At 54.0% G+C, this 16205-nt stretch carries 11 protein-coding genes and 1 pseudogene; 6 read left to right on the top strand and 6 right to left on the bottom strand.

Annotated features, from left to right (window positions below):
• Nucleotides 1-59: 59 nt before the first annotated feature.
• From AAH446_RS00205 to AAH446_RS00185, 5 genes are all read right to left on the bottom strand, one after another.
• Entirely contained in the window at nt 60-224 is a 165-nt protein-coding gene (locus tag AAH446_RS00205; RefSeq protein WP_024968383.1) for a con-10 family general stress protein, read from the bottom strand.
• Nucleotides 225-624: 400 nt separating this feature from the next.
• On the bottom strand, nt 625-1818 hold the full coding sequence (locus AAH446_RS00200; protein WP_342904723.1) for a zinc-dependent alcohol dehydrogenase: 1194 nt from the start codon (nt 1816-1818) through the stop codon (nt 625-627).
• Between the two features lie 45 nt (nt 1819-1863).
• The gene (locus AAH446_RS00195) at nt 1864-2772 is read right to left on the bottom strand and encodes an SDR family oxidoreductase (protein WP_342904722.1); all 909 of its coding nucleotides are present in this window, start codon (nt 2770-2772) and stop codon (nt 1864-1866) included.
• A 218-nt stretch (nt 2773-2990) separates the two neighbouring features.
• On the bottom strand, nt 2991-8999 hold the full coding sequence (locus tag AAH446_RS00190) for an autotransporter outer membrane beta-barrel domain-containing protein (RefSeq protein ID WP_342904721.1): 6009 nt from the start codon (nt 8997-8999) through the stop codon (nt 2991-2993).
• A gap of 1032 nt (nt 9000-10031) precedes the next feature.
• Nucleotides 10032-10922, bottom strand: a complete 891-nt coding sequence (locus AAH446_RS00185) for an AraC family transcriptional regulator (RefSeq protein ID WP_342904720.1) — start codon at nt 10920-10922, stop codon at nt 10032-10034.
• Between the two features lie 129 nt (nt 10923-11051).
• On the opposite strand from AAH446_RS00185, the gene AAH446_RS00180 reads away from it, so the two are divergent.
• The 6 genes from AAH446_RS00180 to umuC all read left to right on the top strand — a co-directional run bounded on the left by AAH446_RS00180 (nt 11052) and on the right by umuC (nt 15072).
• Nucleotides 11052-11795 (top strand): SDR family NAD(P)-dependent oxidoreductase, encoded by a 744-nt coding sequence (locus AAH446_RS00180; protein ID WP_342904719.1) that lies wholly within the window; start codon nt 11052-11054, stop codon nt 11793-11795.
• A 16-nt stretch (nt 11796-11811) separates the two neighbouring features.
• Entirely contained in the window at nt 11812-12216 is a 405-nt protein-coding gene (locus AAH446_RS00175; RefSeq protein WP_342904718.1) for a VOC family protein, read from the top strand.
• Nucleotides 12213-12365: a hypothetical protein gene (locus AAH446_RS00170; RefSeq protein ID WP_342904717.1), complete on the top strand. Its 153-nt coding sequence runs from the start codon at nt 12213-12215 to the stop codon at nt 12363-12365. Before AAH446_RS00175 ends, AAH446_RS00170 begins: the two co-directional genes overlap by 4 nt.
• A 293-nt stretch (nt 12366-12658) precedes the next feature.
• Nucleotides 12659-13309, top strand: a complete 651-nt coding sequence (locus AAH446_RS00165) for a CPBP family intramembrane glutamic endopeptidase (RefSeq protein ID WP_342904716.1) — start codon at nt 12659-12661, stop codon at nt 13307-13309.
• Between the two features lie 62 nt (nt 13310-13371).
• The gene (locus tag AAH446_RS00160) at nt 13372-13752 is read left to right on the top strand and encodes a S24/S26 family peptidase (RefSeq protein WP_342904715.1); all 381 of its coding nucleotides are present in this window, start codon (nt 13372-13374) and stop codon (nt 13750-13752) included.
• 60 nt (nt 13753-13812) lie between these two features.
• Nucleotides 13813-15072, top strand: a complete 1260-nt coding sequence (umuC, locus tag AAH446_RS00155; protein WP_342904714.1) for a translesion error-prone DNA polymerase V subunit UmuC — start codon at nt 13813-13815, stop codon at nt 15070-15072.
• Nucleotides 15073-15624: 552 nt separating this feature from the next.
• Here umuC and AAH446_RS00150 read toward each other — a convergent pair.
• Nucleotides 15625-15978: pseudogene (locus AAH446_RS00150) on the bottom strand (dihydrodipicolinate synthase family protein); the annotation flags it as partial.
• Nucleotides 15979-16205 lie beyond the last annotated feature (227 nt).

Here is a 16205-nt window from a genome sequence, read left to right as displayed (position 1 = left end):
CCAGAAAGGAAAGTGGGTTTTATTCCGGTACTGTCGTACCGGATAGCACTTAACAGGTCTTAGTCACGGCGGCTGTTCTGCCCGCCTTTTTTACCCGCTTCAGACGCTTTTTCACGGTCATTCTTAAAGTTACCGCCGCTACTCTGTCCGCCCTTCTTGCCTGCTTCAGATGCTTTTTCACGATCCTCGGCGAAGTTGCCGGAATTACCACGATGCTGAGTCATATTATCTTCCTCTTCGTGTTTGAATTTTTACTGAGGCCAACTCTCTGACAATTTGTTGACGAATAATTACCGCCATGCTGCCAGCTTAATTATTTAAGGCCCTCAGTAACGTCGTGCATGAATAACTCTAGCAACATGCCTCAGGGTTTCAAGCAATAATTGATAAAAAATACCTATCAAATTATGCTGCTGACTAAGCTTCTGAGAGAACTGCAATTTTAACGCAGTACGAACTTCTGATAACGTTAAAATAATGTAACCGGAATATAATCTTTATATTTATGGCTGAATGTAAAAATATATTATTTTGTAAAGGGTATCTGCTGGCATTTCTTAGCCCTGTGGCTGAGCGGGCGCCTGCCTGAAAGCCGCGGCGGCCCGCTCCACCTGCCGTTACGCCTCAGATTGTGGCTCTGTCGGCGCCCATGCCCGGCACCAGAATCACCTTGCGGCACTCTTCCTGACGTTTTTCAAAAATCTCATAGCCGCGGGCAGCGTCCTCCAGCGGCATATGGTGCGTGACGATCTCTTCAGGTTTCAGATGCCCTTTCTCGATCAGCGACAGTAAATCGGGCAGGAAAGCGTGAACATGAGTTTGCCCCATTTTGAACGTCAGCCCCTTATCAAACGCATCACCGAACATAAAGCTGTGAATAAATCCGGCATAAATACCCGGCACGCTGACCACCCCGCCCCGCCTGACCGCCGCGATACACTGCCGCAGCACCTTACCGCTGCTCCCCTCAATTTTCAGAGTGGTCAGGACAGTTTCCGTCAGGCTGCCTTTCGCCTCAAACCCTACCGCATCAATGACGGCATCGACGCCGCGATGCCCGGCGCTGTTTTCAATAATCCAGGCGGCCGGATCGTCATTTTTATCAAAGTTGATGGGGATCACGCCGTAGCGCTCATGGGCAAAGGCCAGCCGATAGTCGTTATGATCGATCATAAATATCTGTTCCGCACCCTCCAGACGGGCACAGGCTGCGCTGAGCAAGCCAACCGGTCCCGCGCCATAGATAGCCACGCTGGATCCCGGCTTAATTTCGGCGTTTTTCACCGCCTGCCAGGCCGTCGGCAGAATGTCCGACAGGAACAGCACTTTTTCATCCGATAAGGTATCGGGCACTTTAAACGGCCCGGTGTTGGCTTTCGGCACGCGGACATACTCCGCCTGACCGCCAGGAATACCGCCGTACAGGTCGCTGTAGCCAAAAAGCGCGGCGGGCGGCGTGATACTCTTACGGTTGAGTGCGGCCCCTTTGCCACTATTGGTGTTTTCACAGGCCGCATACTGATGAAGGTGGCAGAAAAAGCAGTCACCGCAGGCGATCACAAAAGGAATGACCACCCGATCGCCTTTCGCGACGGCGGTTACGGCCGACCCGGTTTCCACCACTTCACCCATAAACTCATGTCCGAAGATATCGCCATGATGAGTACCGGGGATCTTGCCGCGATAAAGATGCAGATCGGAGCCGCAGATAGCGGTGGCCGTGACCCGCAGGATAATGTCATCCGCCGCTTCAAGGGCCGGATCGGGCATAGTGTCCACACTGACTTTGTGTGGCCCATGATAGGTAAGCGCTTTCATCGTTTTAACTCCTCCAGATATCAGATTCCACTGCGGGATGAGGTATTACAACGTGCCGGTGCCGCCATCGGAGCACCAGACCTGGCCCGATGCGTAACTGTTTTCCTGAGAGGCGAGCGTCACGTAGAGCGGCGCTATCTCGGCTGGCTGTCCTGGTCTTCCCAGCGGAGCGGAAGCGCCAAACTGTTCGATTTTCTCCTGCGGCTGTCCGCCGCAGCACTGTAAAACGGTCCAGTAAGGCCCGGGCGCGACGGCGTTAACGCGGATACCCTCCGGACCAAGCTGCTTCGCCAGCGATTTGGTAAACGCGGTGATAGCGGCTTTCGTCTGGGCATAATCCAGCAGAATATCGCTGGGCTTGTCAGCCTGAACGGAAGAGGTGTTAATAATGGAGGCGCCGCGCGGCAGATAGTCCACGGCGGCTTTGGTTATCCAGAACATGGCATAAACGTTAGTTTTAAACGTGGCGTCAAAAGATTCGGTTGTCAGATCCCGGATCGATTCACTGTACTGCTGCCGTCCGGCATTGTTGACCAGCAGATCCAGACCACCCAGCGCTTCGGCTGCCTCTTTCACCAGCGTCTGGCAGAAGGCTTCTTCGCGAATATCGCCAGGCAGCGCCACCGCTTTACGTCCTTCCGCGCGGATTAGCGCAATGACTTCCTTCGCATCCTCTTCTTCAGCCGGCAGATAGTTGATGGCAACATCGGCGCCTTCCCGGGCGTAGGCGATAGCAACGGCGCGCCCTATGCCTGAATCGCCGCCGGTGATCAGCGCCTTACGTCCCTGCAGACGGCCACTTCCCTTATAGGAGGTTTCGCCATGGTCGGGACGAGGCGTCATTTTTCCCGCCAGACCGGGAAAAGGCTGCTTCTGATGTTCAAACGGTGGAACGGGATAATTATCTGAATCAGTCTGATTAAGGGAGGAGGATACGCGATTTTCTTTACTCATATTTTACTCCTGTATTTCTGACAGTTTGCGTTTATAAAGCATAGAACGTTGCCATAAATTCGGCTCGTACATTGTCCCTGAAGAGACAATGACGCGGTCAGAACGCGCAATAAACATCCCGTGCTGCGTACGCCCTCGCAAAAATTACGTTTTTCTGTTGAGAGGTGACCCTCTGTCGTCAGCCAGCATGATGCGCGGGCCACGCCCGCGCTTCATGCTCAAAACGTCCAGCGAACACCTGCGTTATAGTGCCAGCCCTTAACCCCGTTCCCGTCGATCTCTTTGCGGTAATCCGCTTCGGCATAGAGTGAAACAGCATTCCTGAACGTCGTTGTGCCGCCCACACCGATGTCCCACATCTGACCGAGTCTGCCGCCGGTAAATGTCTGGCTGATATTACTGTCGCCGGCGCTCACTTTTGTTTTCGCCGCGCCTCCCCAGCTCTGGTAATAGTTGGTGCGGATGTAGGGCGTATACTGACGCAGGCTCTCATCCTGCCATGTGTGATCCATGCGCGCGCCGAGCCGGCCGATGGTTTGATCATAATTCTCATACGAGACAAAGGTCCGATCGCGGTCGGTGAAGCTGTCCATGTTTACCCGCAGATAGGTCAGTTGCGCCTGCGGCTCAATGCGTAATCCATTACTGAACTCAAACGGATAGCCCGACTCCAGCGACGCGGTCCAGCCATCCCCCTTCGGTGACGCCACCGCTTTCTGCCGGGCAATATCGGTTTCGCCCCGATGCCAGTTCCAGGCCAGCGAGCCGTCCACATAGAGGCCGCTGGTACGCTGCCAGGTGCCATACAGCGCCAGGCTGTCACTGTCAAAAGCGGTTGAGCTGTAGCCATCGGCGGCGTGCGGACGAATACGCGTATTGCCTCGCGTATAGGCAATGCCGCCGCGCAAACTATCTTGCGCACCCTCAATGTGTAACAGGTTGCCGCCCAGCTGCACCGCGCTATAGTCGAGATCGAAGTCATAACCGTAATCGCTGAGCCCCCGATCGCTCTGGTACTTCAGATTCGAACCCAGATAGCGAATAAACATTTCGCCGTCGGGGGTATCAGACATTCCCTGCTGGTGGCGCAATTCACCAAGTCGTTTATGCAGATCGTCGGTAGTCGCCAGCTGGTAATACGCCAGGCCAACGGGAGTGGAAAGGTAAGAAGGCACCTGCGGCGTTACGGCCGGACGCACTGCCGCCCGGCCGCTGCCTGTTTGCGGCTGGCACAGCGAACCCGCTTCGCACACAAAGGCGTTAGCAAGACGGTAATCCCAGAAATCATCCCCGCTGCCGCTCAGCTGCCGCTGGCTGGCGTCGCTGCTGCCGGGCGCAAAGCTGTACAGGCTGTATTGCCAGGGCCCTGATGCCACATAACCCCGCGGCAAAACAAAGCTGCCCGCGCTGGCATTGCCGGAAACCTGCGCCAGAGAAACGCCTTCCGTCGCGGCAATGACGCCGTCGCGATTGCCGTCCATTAGCGGGCTGCCGGTCAGGGAATCCTCAATGCGCGTGGTGCCGCTGACGCTGCCATTCACACGCAGTATGTCACTTTGCGTAGCGGCGGAATTGAGCCGGAGATTACCCTGCGCCGACACCAGATCTCCATTGATGGTCAGTGAATCATTCACCGCACTACCGCCGTTGGTCAGATCCAGCGTCCCGGCGTTACTTACCACTAGTGAGTCATTTTCCGCACCCTGTAACAGCGGATTGACGCCATTACCCGCGAACAGCGTCGAGTTGCCGTCGACGTTAATAGTACTGTGCGCCAGTTTGATATGGTCCGTTAACGTCCACATTGTGTTGTAGAAATTCAGCGTGCTCCAGCCAGCGCCAAGATTGGTGCCTTTGCGCAGATCGTCACTGGCGAACGAACCGCCACGCGCCGTAATGTCACTCAGATTCAGCGTACTGCCGGCCCCGTTATCCGTGGTGATATGGCGTGTATTTGCCAGGCTTACCTTTTGCACCGTGGCGACATTCGTGCCGTTGCCCATCGTCAGGCTGCCATCCAGCGTACCGCCGGAGACGAGCAGTGAATCGTTGCCATTACCGGTATTAACATCACCGACAGCTTTACCGTCCAGCAGCGCGATAACGTCACTGGTCGCGCCACCAGCGACAACCACGGTTTCTGGATTCGGCGCAGCGATCGTTCCTTCATTAATAAACACCGACTCGCCGCCGCGCAGATCGATAATAGGCGCCGCCACGCTTTGTGAAGCGATCGTGCCCTGGTTAATGACCTGACTGGCCGTGCTGGTGACAATCGCCGAACCGCCCCGGGCTGACTGAATATCGATGGTGCCGCGGGCAATCACCCTGCCGGTAGTATTGGCACGCACGCCGGTGCCTTCGCCAGGGACCACAATGGAATACCCTTCGCCGATCAACAGATCGTTACTGGTCGTCGATCCATCTTCATGGGCAAACAGATAACCGGTCCCGCCGCTGCCGACATAAATCTGCGCGCTGCCGCCAGCATCGAACGAAACAGCCGAACGGATACCGGCACCGCGTCCCGTTTCAAGCCGGACGTTTTGCAGCATGATACCGTCGGTTTCAGCACGGTTGTTGATTGCATTACCGCTGCCGTAAGCGCCCAGAGTCACATCGTTGGCCTCGAACCACTGCGCCCCGCTATCGAGCAGCAATCCATCTGCGCTGCCGCTGGCGCTCAGCGTGCTGTAACCCTGCCCGTCGCCGTATACCTGGAGGCCGGCGTCGCTGCCGACGCGCAGCGCAGCGATACCGTCGTCAACACGCAGCTGACTATCGACCGGATTGTAATAGCCATAACCGCTGGTGACATCGATACCTGTCCCCGACGCCACATGCACGCTGCCGTAGTTGATGAAAGTGCCGCTGTCATGCACGCGAACACCGGTGCTGTTGGGACCGCTTAAATCCACCACGCCCTGATATTGATTAAATATGGCTGCGTTATAGCTGACATCAAACGCCGCGATATTGCTGCCATTGCCGGTAATCTGGGAAGCAGCATAGATAGTTGCCCGATCGCCCGTGCTCACTGCGCCAAGCGTATTATCACCGTTGAGCGTGATAGCGCTGGTGATTATCGCTTCTCCAAGGTCATAAACGCGTATCGCCGCTGCGCCGCTGCCGTTAACATTAAAAACATCGGAACGATAGATAAGCGAGCCCTCGCCGGAGACCGAAACCCCGGTACTGTTGGCACCGCTCAACGTCACCGTGGCCGGTGCCAGCGCATAGAAATCGCCGCCGTTACTGAGCTGGTAGAGCGTAGATCCGTTGGTATTGACGTTCGTGTTGCCGCCGCTGCCAAAAATAATGCTGTCCGCCCCCCTCACCTGATAACCCGTCTGATTATCATTGTGGAATACCACGCTGCTGGTGGAGCCAGTATTGATCGTTGCATCACTGGCGACGATCCCGCCGACAGCATTGTCACCGTAGAGATTGATAATGCCATTTTGGTTGAGGATGCTCCGCGCTCCGGTCGCTATCGCGCCATAGGTCGACGGCTGGGTGCTTCCCGGGATACCGTAGACGTTCAGCGTCCCGTTGTTGGTAACCTCGGTAGGGATCGTATTGTCGTCGGGAGAGGCATAACCTTCTGAATACAAGCCGGTGCCGCCGCGCGTCACGCTGATGTCGCCGCTGTTAGTCACCGTTGCGCCGAAGCGCGCGGCAATACCGGTTGATCCTTCGCCGCCTAAGGTAATGTCGCCGGTGTTAACCAGCTGCGCCTGAGCCAGCGCCAGTAAACCGAGCTGAGCATTCCCCAGACCGCTAATCGGGGCATGGTTCGTCAGCAAGGTAGTGGCGTCGGAGGCAACATCAGGATTAATCACGTTGCCGCGCAGATCGTGCTTATCGCCGTCAACCGTGGCCGCGCTGGAACCTTCACCGGTCAGACGTAGCCTGGTGGCCGCGTCAATTGTCCCCTGCGCGCCGCCCTCAATCTTCACGCCTGTTCCATAGGCACCCATATTAAACGTCGCGCCGTGGGTGAAAATATCGCTGTCTCTGCCGCTGCCGGTGACGCCGGTCGCACCTGGCGCGTTAAGTGACAGCGTCATTCCCCTGGCGTCAAAATTTGCGCCGTCGAGTAAGCGGAACAAGGTGCCATTTGGGCTTGAAGTCACATAGTGGCCATTAGTGGGGAGATTGATCCTGGCGTCCGGGCCGGTGGTGAAGAAACTGATCTGGTCCTGGCCGCCCGCCGAGTGCGGTATCGCGCCAGCTGCGACGTTGATGACAGCATTTCCTTCTGCGCGAAGGCCGATGGCAGCGTTGCCATTCAGGTAGACAGGCCCACTCAGCTCCGCTTTCGCCCGACCGCCATCCTGACCTATTACCCAGACAGCGGTGTTATTTGTGCCGGCCGCCGCATCAGCATTGCCGTTGACGTTTATCGTCCCGGTGGAATAGACGCTGGCGCTGTTGCCGTGAGTGGCGATCGCTTTGATCCCGGTACTGTTATCACCGTTGAGGTTGATCGTACCAGTGTTGCCTACGCGTCCACCGCTGCCGGCGTCGAGCGCCAGCAGGCCGATGTTCTCCGCAGGCTGAACCTGCGCCCGCCCGTTGACATCAATCGTGCCGTTATTCAATGCCAGTGCGTCCGGACCGGTTTCGACGCGCATGCCAACGGCGTTCTGTACTTTGCTGCCGATAACGATGCGCCCGTTGTTAATGGCGCTTGCATTAAGAGTCTGACGGATGGCGCTGACGCCGCCGCTCAGGTTAACCGCGACATCCTGGGTATTGTCCGGCTTGTGGTTTTGTGGCGAGCGGCCAATATATAGCGTGCCCTCTTCTGCATTAATAAAGCTGGCTTCCCCGCCGAGGCTGACGCCTGCCGCCGAATTCCCGTTACTGACATCCGCAACGCCGAGATTAATATTGCCATGGTTGACTGCGCTGCTTTTGTCGATCCAAAGCGCGTCGCTTCTCCCCCCGGAAGGTGCATCGCCCGCGGCAAGGTTGATCACGCCATTATTGGTAAAATTGCTGCCTCCGGTGACCGCCACAGCTTTGCCGACGTAGCCCAGCGTGCTGCTGTCCACGCCTTCACCGTCAGCGTTATTGAGAAAGCCGCCGTTAATGACGCCATTGTTAATCCCGGTGCTGCCGTTGATCAACTCCAGTCCCCGGCTTTCCAACTGCGCCGGTCCGGTGGTAGCGAGCTTGCCGTCCACGATCGCTGTCGCACCATTGCTGGCCCGTACCGCCGCGCTGCTGCTGTTTACCACCTCCAGCGTTTTACCGGCAGAGATTTTCACCCGGGCGTCAGGGCCATCGGCGCTCAACACCACCTGGTCGCCTGAAGGCTGCGCAACCTCATCCTGTAAAATATCAGGACTCAGACGGTAAGCCACGCTGCCATCATACAAGGTAAAGGCTTTATGAAACGCGCTGCTGTAGTCCTCAGGATTAATCGCGCGGTTGGCGAGCTGATTGATTAACCAGTCATTGTAATCACGCAGGCCGGCGAGACTGGTTACGTTAAAGGTACTGACGCCACCATCCAGTGTGTTGATGGTAAACACGCCCGTGTAACGCGCCACGCTCTCCAGGTTAAACGCCAGCCGATCGCTGTTATAAGGTGGCGCTGCGGCGGTAAAGGTAATCCGGTTGTCGGAGTTCCAGTTCAGCTGTCCACGCTTCGAGGCGGTAAACAGCTGGCTCTGTTTTGCGGCCATCGACCAGCTATTGGTACTGGAACGGGTTGTAGCTCCCTGCTGACCAATATCAATATTAATGGTGCCGTTGCTGACTGACGCCACACGGGCATCGATGTATTGCCGGTCTTTTACCGCGTAATAATCTGGCACTTCTGTGTTGAGGTCAACGGCAGGTAAATTACTAAAGGCGAGACTGTCATACACCGGATAGACCGAATAGGTATTGTTTTCGAAATCAGGAATAAGGATGTTTAAATTCTGCTGCCCGATATTGATACGTTCCTGCCCCGTCAGATTGTCATCAATAATCCGGCCTGTGCGCTGCAAATCGCCGAGCGTAACGCGCGTCAGCCCGCTTTCCCCCGACGAAAACTGCGGCAGGCCGCTCAATGTTTGGGTGCTGCCGTTACACAGGCAATAGACGCCAGATTTATTATCATTACTTTCAGGCGCATAGGGTTTTAATATCGCTGCCGATGCATTTAGCGCCGGGAACATCATGCCTTGCGCAGCAATAAGGCCCAGAAGTACAGGATTTAATTTAAACACCGTGTTTTCCTCAACAGAGAAAAGACAAAGCCTGAAAGCACACAGCGTGTTGTTTCAGGCGTAATGAATAGCATTAAATTTTCGGCGTATTAAGAAAGGTCTCAGAGCGAAAAGAATCACATCATTTCGCCCAAAAAATGTCCAGCGCTACTTAACAGTCGCCCTCGTAGAAAATGGATTTTAAGAGTAATCCCGCCGTTAAAAATCTAAAGAATGGCCCTGAATTATTTACATTAATAACCTAAAATCAACCAGATAAAATCTGGTAAAGCGCCTGGATTTGCTGGATTTGATTTATAGTAATATCTGAAGAGGAAAGCGAATAATTTTCTTTAGTTAAAAACGAATCTAAAAATACGAGGCCGGAGCTACCATTTTAAAATCCTGTTATCGTATCGCTCAACTTGAACAGCAACTAACGACGTCATTTTTTTGCCAATAGATCTGAGAGGTTGCAAAAAATAATGAGATGGCACGACTGATTCAAATGATCTGGCAACAGGACCAGCTAAAATTAATTATCGGCCCGGCCCTGTTATTTGATATTTTAAGGGGGATGAATTTGGCCGAAACGTTCCCCACAAGACTTTAACGCCATGCGAAATAAAGTGCGGTGCCAAAACACGGCGCACCGTGCGCCATAAGTTCCGCTGGCGCGACACAGTTAAGGTACCGATCCTGCAACGATGGCATCCAATCAGACGGCTATCAGGCTAAGCTCCCCCGAATAATATAGTCGATGCCTTTACCAATAATATCAACTGGACGATCTCTTTTCCCGGGAAGCATTTACTCATCCAAATAACGCGCCCTTAATTCAGGTAAGGCTGGAATAATAATCATGTTCGTCAGTGAAGTCCTCACATCAACCCGGAGCTTATCACGTACTCTTTCCCACCATGGCTGCTCCTCATCGCCATTTCATTCAGGCGGGCGGGCAAAGCCACAACCTGTTTGCGATAACGTTTTCCCGAAGAGGGAATGGTTAATTCCCTGTACTCCGCTCAATCAGTTTATGCCAGTCAGACAAATCTATTGGGTCTGAATGCCGCGTCTGATTTTTGCCGCATCCCTGAGAGGAGACATGCCAAAAAAGCGGGCATACTCCCGGTTGAACTGCGGAACGCTGCGGTATCCTACCGCCATTGCTATGGCAGTCACACTCTCCTGGCCGGATAAAAGCTTTGTGCGTGCGTGAAGCAGACGCACCCGCTTCTGGTACTGTACCGGGCTCATGGCCGTTACCGATTTAAAGTGCCGGTGAAAAGCAGACACGCTCATAGCCTGACGCTCAGCCAGAGACTCAACGATAAACTCTTCCGTAAAGTTGTGCCTAATCCAGTGTATGGCATTACTGATGCGCGCCAGCATTGAGCCTGGTGAGGCAATATCACGCAACATCCAGCCGTGTGGGCCTTTCAGGATGTGATAAAGGATTTCCCGCTCAAAGAGTGGCGCCAGTGCAGGAATATCCTCTGGGTTTTGCATAAGGCGGAGCATCCTTACCCAGGCATCCAGAAGCTCAGGCGTCACGGAGGCCACGGAAAAAGCGCCCTCCTGCACCGCCCCAACGGAAGGGGGTAAATCCGCCAGCAGCGTCATTATCCTCTCGGGTTCCAGGGTCAGACTCACCGCCAGATACGGCTCTCCTGATGGCGCCGGATGTACGCTGCCCACTGCCGGTAACTCCACGGACATGACGAAATAAGAGGCGGGATCGTAACAGAACACCCGCTCCCCGACGGTCATTGATTTACTGCCCCGCAGTATCAGATTGACCATCGGTTCGTATACTGCCGCCAGCGCATGCGCCGGTATCTCTCCCTGAACCATCGCCACGCGCGGTATGCCCGTCTCGGTCCGCCAGTTTCGGGCGTGTGCAGCCAGGCTGCACAATTCATCAAGCACGGCCTGTGATGTCATTATTTTTCCTCATCGCGCCGTTTTCAGTGAGCATAAAGCAGAAAAAGGCAAGAATCGAGCAGGAACGCAGAGGCTGTCCAATCGGGGTTGCTTTACCCTTTTCCTATCGCAGAGAGAAGGGATGAGATTATGAAAATCGTACTTGTTACCGGCGGCAGCGGCGGGATCGGTGCCAGCGTGGCGCAGCAGTGTGCGGCAAAAGGCATGGGGGTGATTGTGACTTATAACAGTCATCCTGAATCAGCCCTGAAGGTCGTGAAGGATATTGAAGCTTCAGGCGGTCGTGCTGGCGCACTACCGCTGGATGTTTCACGTACAGAAACCTTCGGTGCTTTCCGGAGCGCCCTGCTTAATTTACTCAGCGCCGCCTGGGGACAGAAGTATATTGACGTGCTTATCAACAACGCCGGATTTGGCCTCTTCAACCCGATTGAAACGGTAACGGAAAGTGAGTTCGACAGCCTTTTTAGCGTCCACCTGAAGGGGCCTTTTTTCCTGACCCAGACGCTGCTGCCCCTCATCTGTGATGGCGGGCACATCGTCAACGTTACCAGCGCCACCACGCGGGTGGCCACGGCAGGTGTGGCACCCTACGCCGCCGTTAAAGGAGGGCTGGAAGTGCTGACCCGTTACATGGCCAAAGAGTTCGGGCCCCGGCGCATCCGGGCAAACGCTGTCTCCCCGGGCGCTATCCGTACGTCGCTGGGCGGGGGGCTGAATGAGGCATTTGAGGCTCTGCTCGCCTCACAAACCGCGCTGGAACGCGTGGGCGAACCGGATGATGTCGGACGGGTTATTGCAGGCCTGGTTTCTGATGACAGCGTCTGGATTAATGCCCAATCCATTGAGGTTGCCGGCGGCTACCAGATCTGAACATTCCGGAGGTTTTATGCTTGATCACCTGTTTTTAACGGTCAGCGATACTGACCGCTCTGTCCGCTTTTATACTGCGGCCCTGGCCCCACTGGGCATCACCGTACGCCATGATTATGACGGTAAAGATGGCCCGCCCGGGCATCCGGATTTGAAAGGATTCGGCGCTGGCGGCAGAATTTTTTTCTGGCTGCGTGAAGGAGAGGTGGCGCCACCAGCTGTACACGTCGGCTTCGTTGCCGGGAACCAGGCTGCGGTGAATGAAGCCTGGTCAGCCGCTTTAGGTGCCGGCGCCACCGACAATGGCGCGCCCGGCGCACGGCTTCATTACGATCCCCGCTACTACGCCGCCGGCGTCCTGGACCCCGATGGCTATAGCCTGGAATTTGTTTACAAAGACTGGCAGCACCCTCAACCATGAAAACATTACTGATCTACGGCGCCACCGGTTATACGGGACGCATGATTGCCTCGCAGGCTAAAAGCGCCGGCCTGGAGTCTTTCATAGACTCGGGCATGAAAGTAAATCACTACGCCGGTATCACAAACCGCCGTCATAAAGTCAAATAAATACCGTGCGCACTTCCGCGCGGCTTCCTCCTCGGGCTCGTTCATCTCGTTCGCCACTGCGGTGTACGTGGCAACAGCAATATCCATCATGACGTCTGGCAAAACGCGCTAGATATTCGGTTATGGTTTCTTGCCAACAGACCAGGACCCAATAAGATGCATAGCGGACGATGCCGGATCAACCGTCTACTGGCGCGGGATCCATTGCTTTAAAGGAAAAATTGATTAAATAAACAGGCAGTTTTAAAGCAGCTCTGCATTCTGGATCGAAATGACCACTGAAGGAGAAGGACGTGAACGAACCTGTAACACCACCGCTGATAAAGCAGCTGGCCGCAGCGATTGTGATTGCAGCTGGAGCGTATAACCTGCTGCATTATATGGCATCTTTTGTAATATCGAATGGATACTGGAATCACAGTCTGTTTTTGCAACACGGTGCGACTTTGCTTCTGCTGGCGATCGTCATGCCTGTTTATCTTCGATTTGTGGGACCGCTGCCGCTGGGTAAGATTAAACAGTGTGGTGCGCATTGGCACGTCCTGGCTATTGTGGCCTTATACATAGCAGAATGGTCATTTGACAAAGTAACTGGCGTCCCGCAGGAAACGTTTATGCTAACGATTTTTGCTAAGCCGGCTCTGGGGATTTTTTCGACCTGTCTGATTATCTTTCTGATTGCGCCGATCAATGAAGAAATTATCTTCCGCGGCCTTATCCTGAACGTTTTTACGCAGGGAGGCCGTTGGGTTTTCTTGCTGGGTGCGCTTATATCGTCAACCCTGTTTATGTTGATGCACTATCAGTATCAGCAGATCAGCACGCTGGTAGAGATGTTTGCAGTCGGTATGCTCTTCTGCAGCGCACGTTGGCACAGTGGCGGTCTGTTACTGCCGATCCTGCTGCATATTCAGGCCGCAATAATCGCGGTAATTCTGGGATAAGAGCAGGTGGCATAAGCCATGGAAGGCTAAAATCTAAAGCAATGAGAGGATACAAGGAAAAAATGGCGTTTCAAAGTCCGGCGCAGAACTATGAGGAGAAACGGCTAAACTTGAGGGATACGGTCAGCCTTTCCGCGCACTCTACCTATCTGATGCGCAGTGCCAGCGACTACCCGGATGTGGGAACTGTGAAAGGCTCGCTGTTGACCGTAGATCGCAGTCTGACACCTCAGCACGGGAATACCATCATTACGGAAGTGAATGATGAGCTTGTCCTGCGACGCCTTTTGATTATTCCTTCACCGGCACTGCAGGAGCTTACCGGCGATGGTGCCCTCACGCCGTTAAAAGATGATTTTGATCTCTCTGTCTGGGGCGTGGTGTCATACGCTCTTACCGACCTCGCTGGGCTGGGATTCAGCGCCGCCGCAGGTACTAATTGATAATTTCTGTCGCCTCATTAATACTGTATATATATACAGATAACAATCAGGCTATCCGCAATGTTTGCACTCGCTGACGCCAATAATTTTTACGCTTCTTGCGAAACCATTTTTCGCCCGGATTTGAGAGGCAAACCGGTTGTCGTGGTCAGTACCAATGACGGCTGTGTGATCGCCCGTAGCGCGGAGTCCAAAAAGCTCGGTATCAAAATGGGCGATCCGCTCTTTAAATTTGAGCGTTATTTTCGCGACAATGGCGTTACGGTGTTCTCGTCCAACTATGCGCTTTATGGCGATATGAGCAGCCGTATGATGTCTATCCTCAGTGACATGGCGCCTGGTCAGGAAATATATTCAATTGATGAGACCTTTCTTGACGTCTCCGGGATCGCAAGTTACATGCCGCTGGAAGAGTTTGGCCATCAAATGCGAACCCGCGTTCGTCAGGAAACCAGCCTCATGATTGGCGTAGGTTTTGGACCGACGAAAACCCTGGCGAAACTGGCAAACCATGCTGCAAAAAAATGGACGAAAACCGGCGGCGTTGTCGATCTTTCCAGCCCCGTGCGCCAGCGTAAACTAATGGCACTGGTTAATGTTACCGAGGTCTGGGGCGTTGGAGACCGTATTGCTAAACGACTGCAGACGATGGGCGTTAACACCGTGCTCGACCTGGCGAACACCAATACAAGCATGATCCGTAAAAATTTTAACGTTGTGCTTGAACGAACGGTCCGGGAACTGAACGGAGAGTCGTGTATTCCCCTGGAAGAAATGCCGCCGGCGAAACAGCAGATTCTCTGTTCCAGATCATTCGGACAGCGCGTTACCGAGCTGGCAGATATGCAACACGCGATAGTGACCTATGCAACACGCGCCGCCGAAAAGCTGCGGGAACAAGGGTCGAAATGCTGCCACATTAGCGTTTTCGTTGCGACCGGTCGCTATGGCCATGAGCCACAGTATTCAAATACAGCAAGTTTTACCTGCGCATACCCTACCAGCGACACACGCGATATAGTGGCATTTGCGATCCGCGCGCTCGATGCCATCTGGCGCGACGGCTACCGGTACGCGAAAGCCGGGATCATGCTGAGTGATTTCTTCCAGACCGGTATTACACAGCTGGATATGTTCAGCGAGCATCAGCCAAAAGCAAATGCCGATGCGCTGATGGCAACCATCGACCAGATAAATAAATCCGGGCTGGGTAAGGTATGGCTGGCAGGCCAGGGGACTGTAAACCCATGGCAGATGAAGCGTGAAATGCTCTCGCCTCGTTACACAACTTGTTTTGAGGAGCTGCTGACGGTTAAGTGAAAGCAGCATTGGCCGGTCATAGGCTGCTCCTCACGCATCATGCCATTCTCCGGTTGCAGAGTGAAACAGGCACTTGTGCCTATTGTTGCAACCGCTTTCTCTCTTTTCCCGCCGTTCGGTAAACCCCTTATTCTACCGAATCCATGCCTGAGACTTTTGATGTTCAATCTAGCCAGCGGATCAGTACCCTATATCCTGCTGTATCGCTTTCCTGTTCCTGTCTGTCAGGCTCGACCTTAAAGCCTCCCATACGAATATAATTGCATGCGAAAGCCACTGTTTCCTCGTCTGTTGCATTACAGGAACCAAACGTGAAGCGGCATTGACCACGCCCGGCCTTCGACAGACTTGAGAACGGCGATAATCTGGTGTTCAGTAAATCGGATCTTGCGCATAGCGCTCTCCTCAGGGGACATAGTCAGTATGTCGGAAGATCTCTAAAAGTGAATGGTCCGTATTGCAGGGATACTTACAATATGAGTGGTAGTCAATTACATCGTATCCGCCAAAATGATAAATATATCTACGCCAGAAAAACTCTGAGTAAAATAGTTACGTCAGTTTAAGACCACGCATGACGGCGGCAACTTCAGCGATATCGCCTGTAGTCAATGGACGCATGGGCCGTGGCAAACAATCTACTTCCGTAAGGCCAAGCACTCCCGCCGCTGCCGCCATTACACGGATGCTGCCACCATGTTTACGATACAATGCCCAAAGCGGGTTGAGGCGTTCACTCAACTGCATCGCCTGTTCCCGTTCTCCTCGCGCCACGACATCGGTGATCTCCTTCGCAACGTGGGGGAACAAGCCACCACAGACTGAGTACCAGACATCACAGCCCGCATTGAGTCCCGTCGCCGCACTGGCATCACCACTAATCCCAATGGTTACCTCCGCAGGCAATGTTTCTTAGTGGCATATCCTGACTTCCCAGGGTCCGTTTTTCGCTCAAAGCTGCCTGTCAACGTGGTCAAGCTCCCTTACCACAGCCCATAAGTACAAAAATTCACCTTTACGTACAATAATTTTCGATATCCAAACTGCCCCCTCACAGCTCAAAGCAGTCTGACATGCCCATGTGAGAAAAAATCTTAGCGTAAAATAGTGCCCATTTTACAAGCGGCCCCTTA

Origin of the sequence: Erwinia psychrophila, assembly GCF_039023475.1 — a bacterium.
Taxonomy (GTDB): Bacteria; Pseudomonadota; Gammaproteobacteria; order Enterobacterales; family Enterobacteriaceae; genus Erwinia.
The sequence above is the reverse complement of the archived record's forward strand: the minus strand, read 5'-3'. Positions and strand labels throughout refer to the sequence as shown.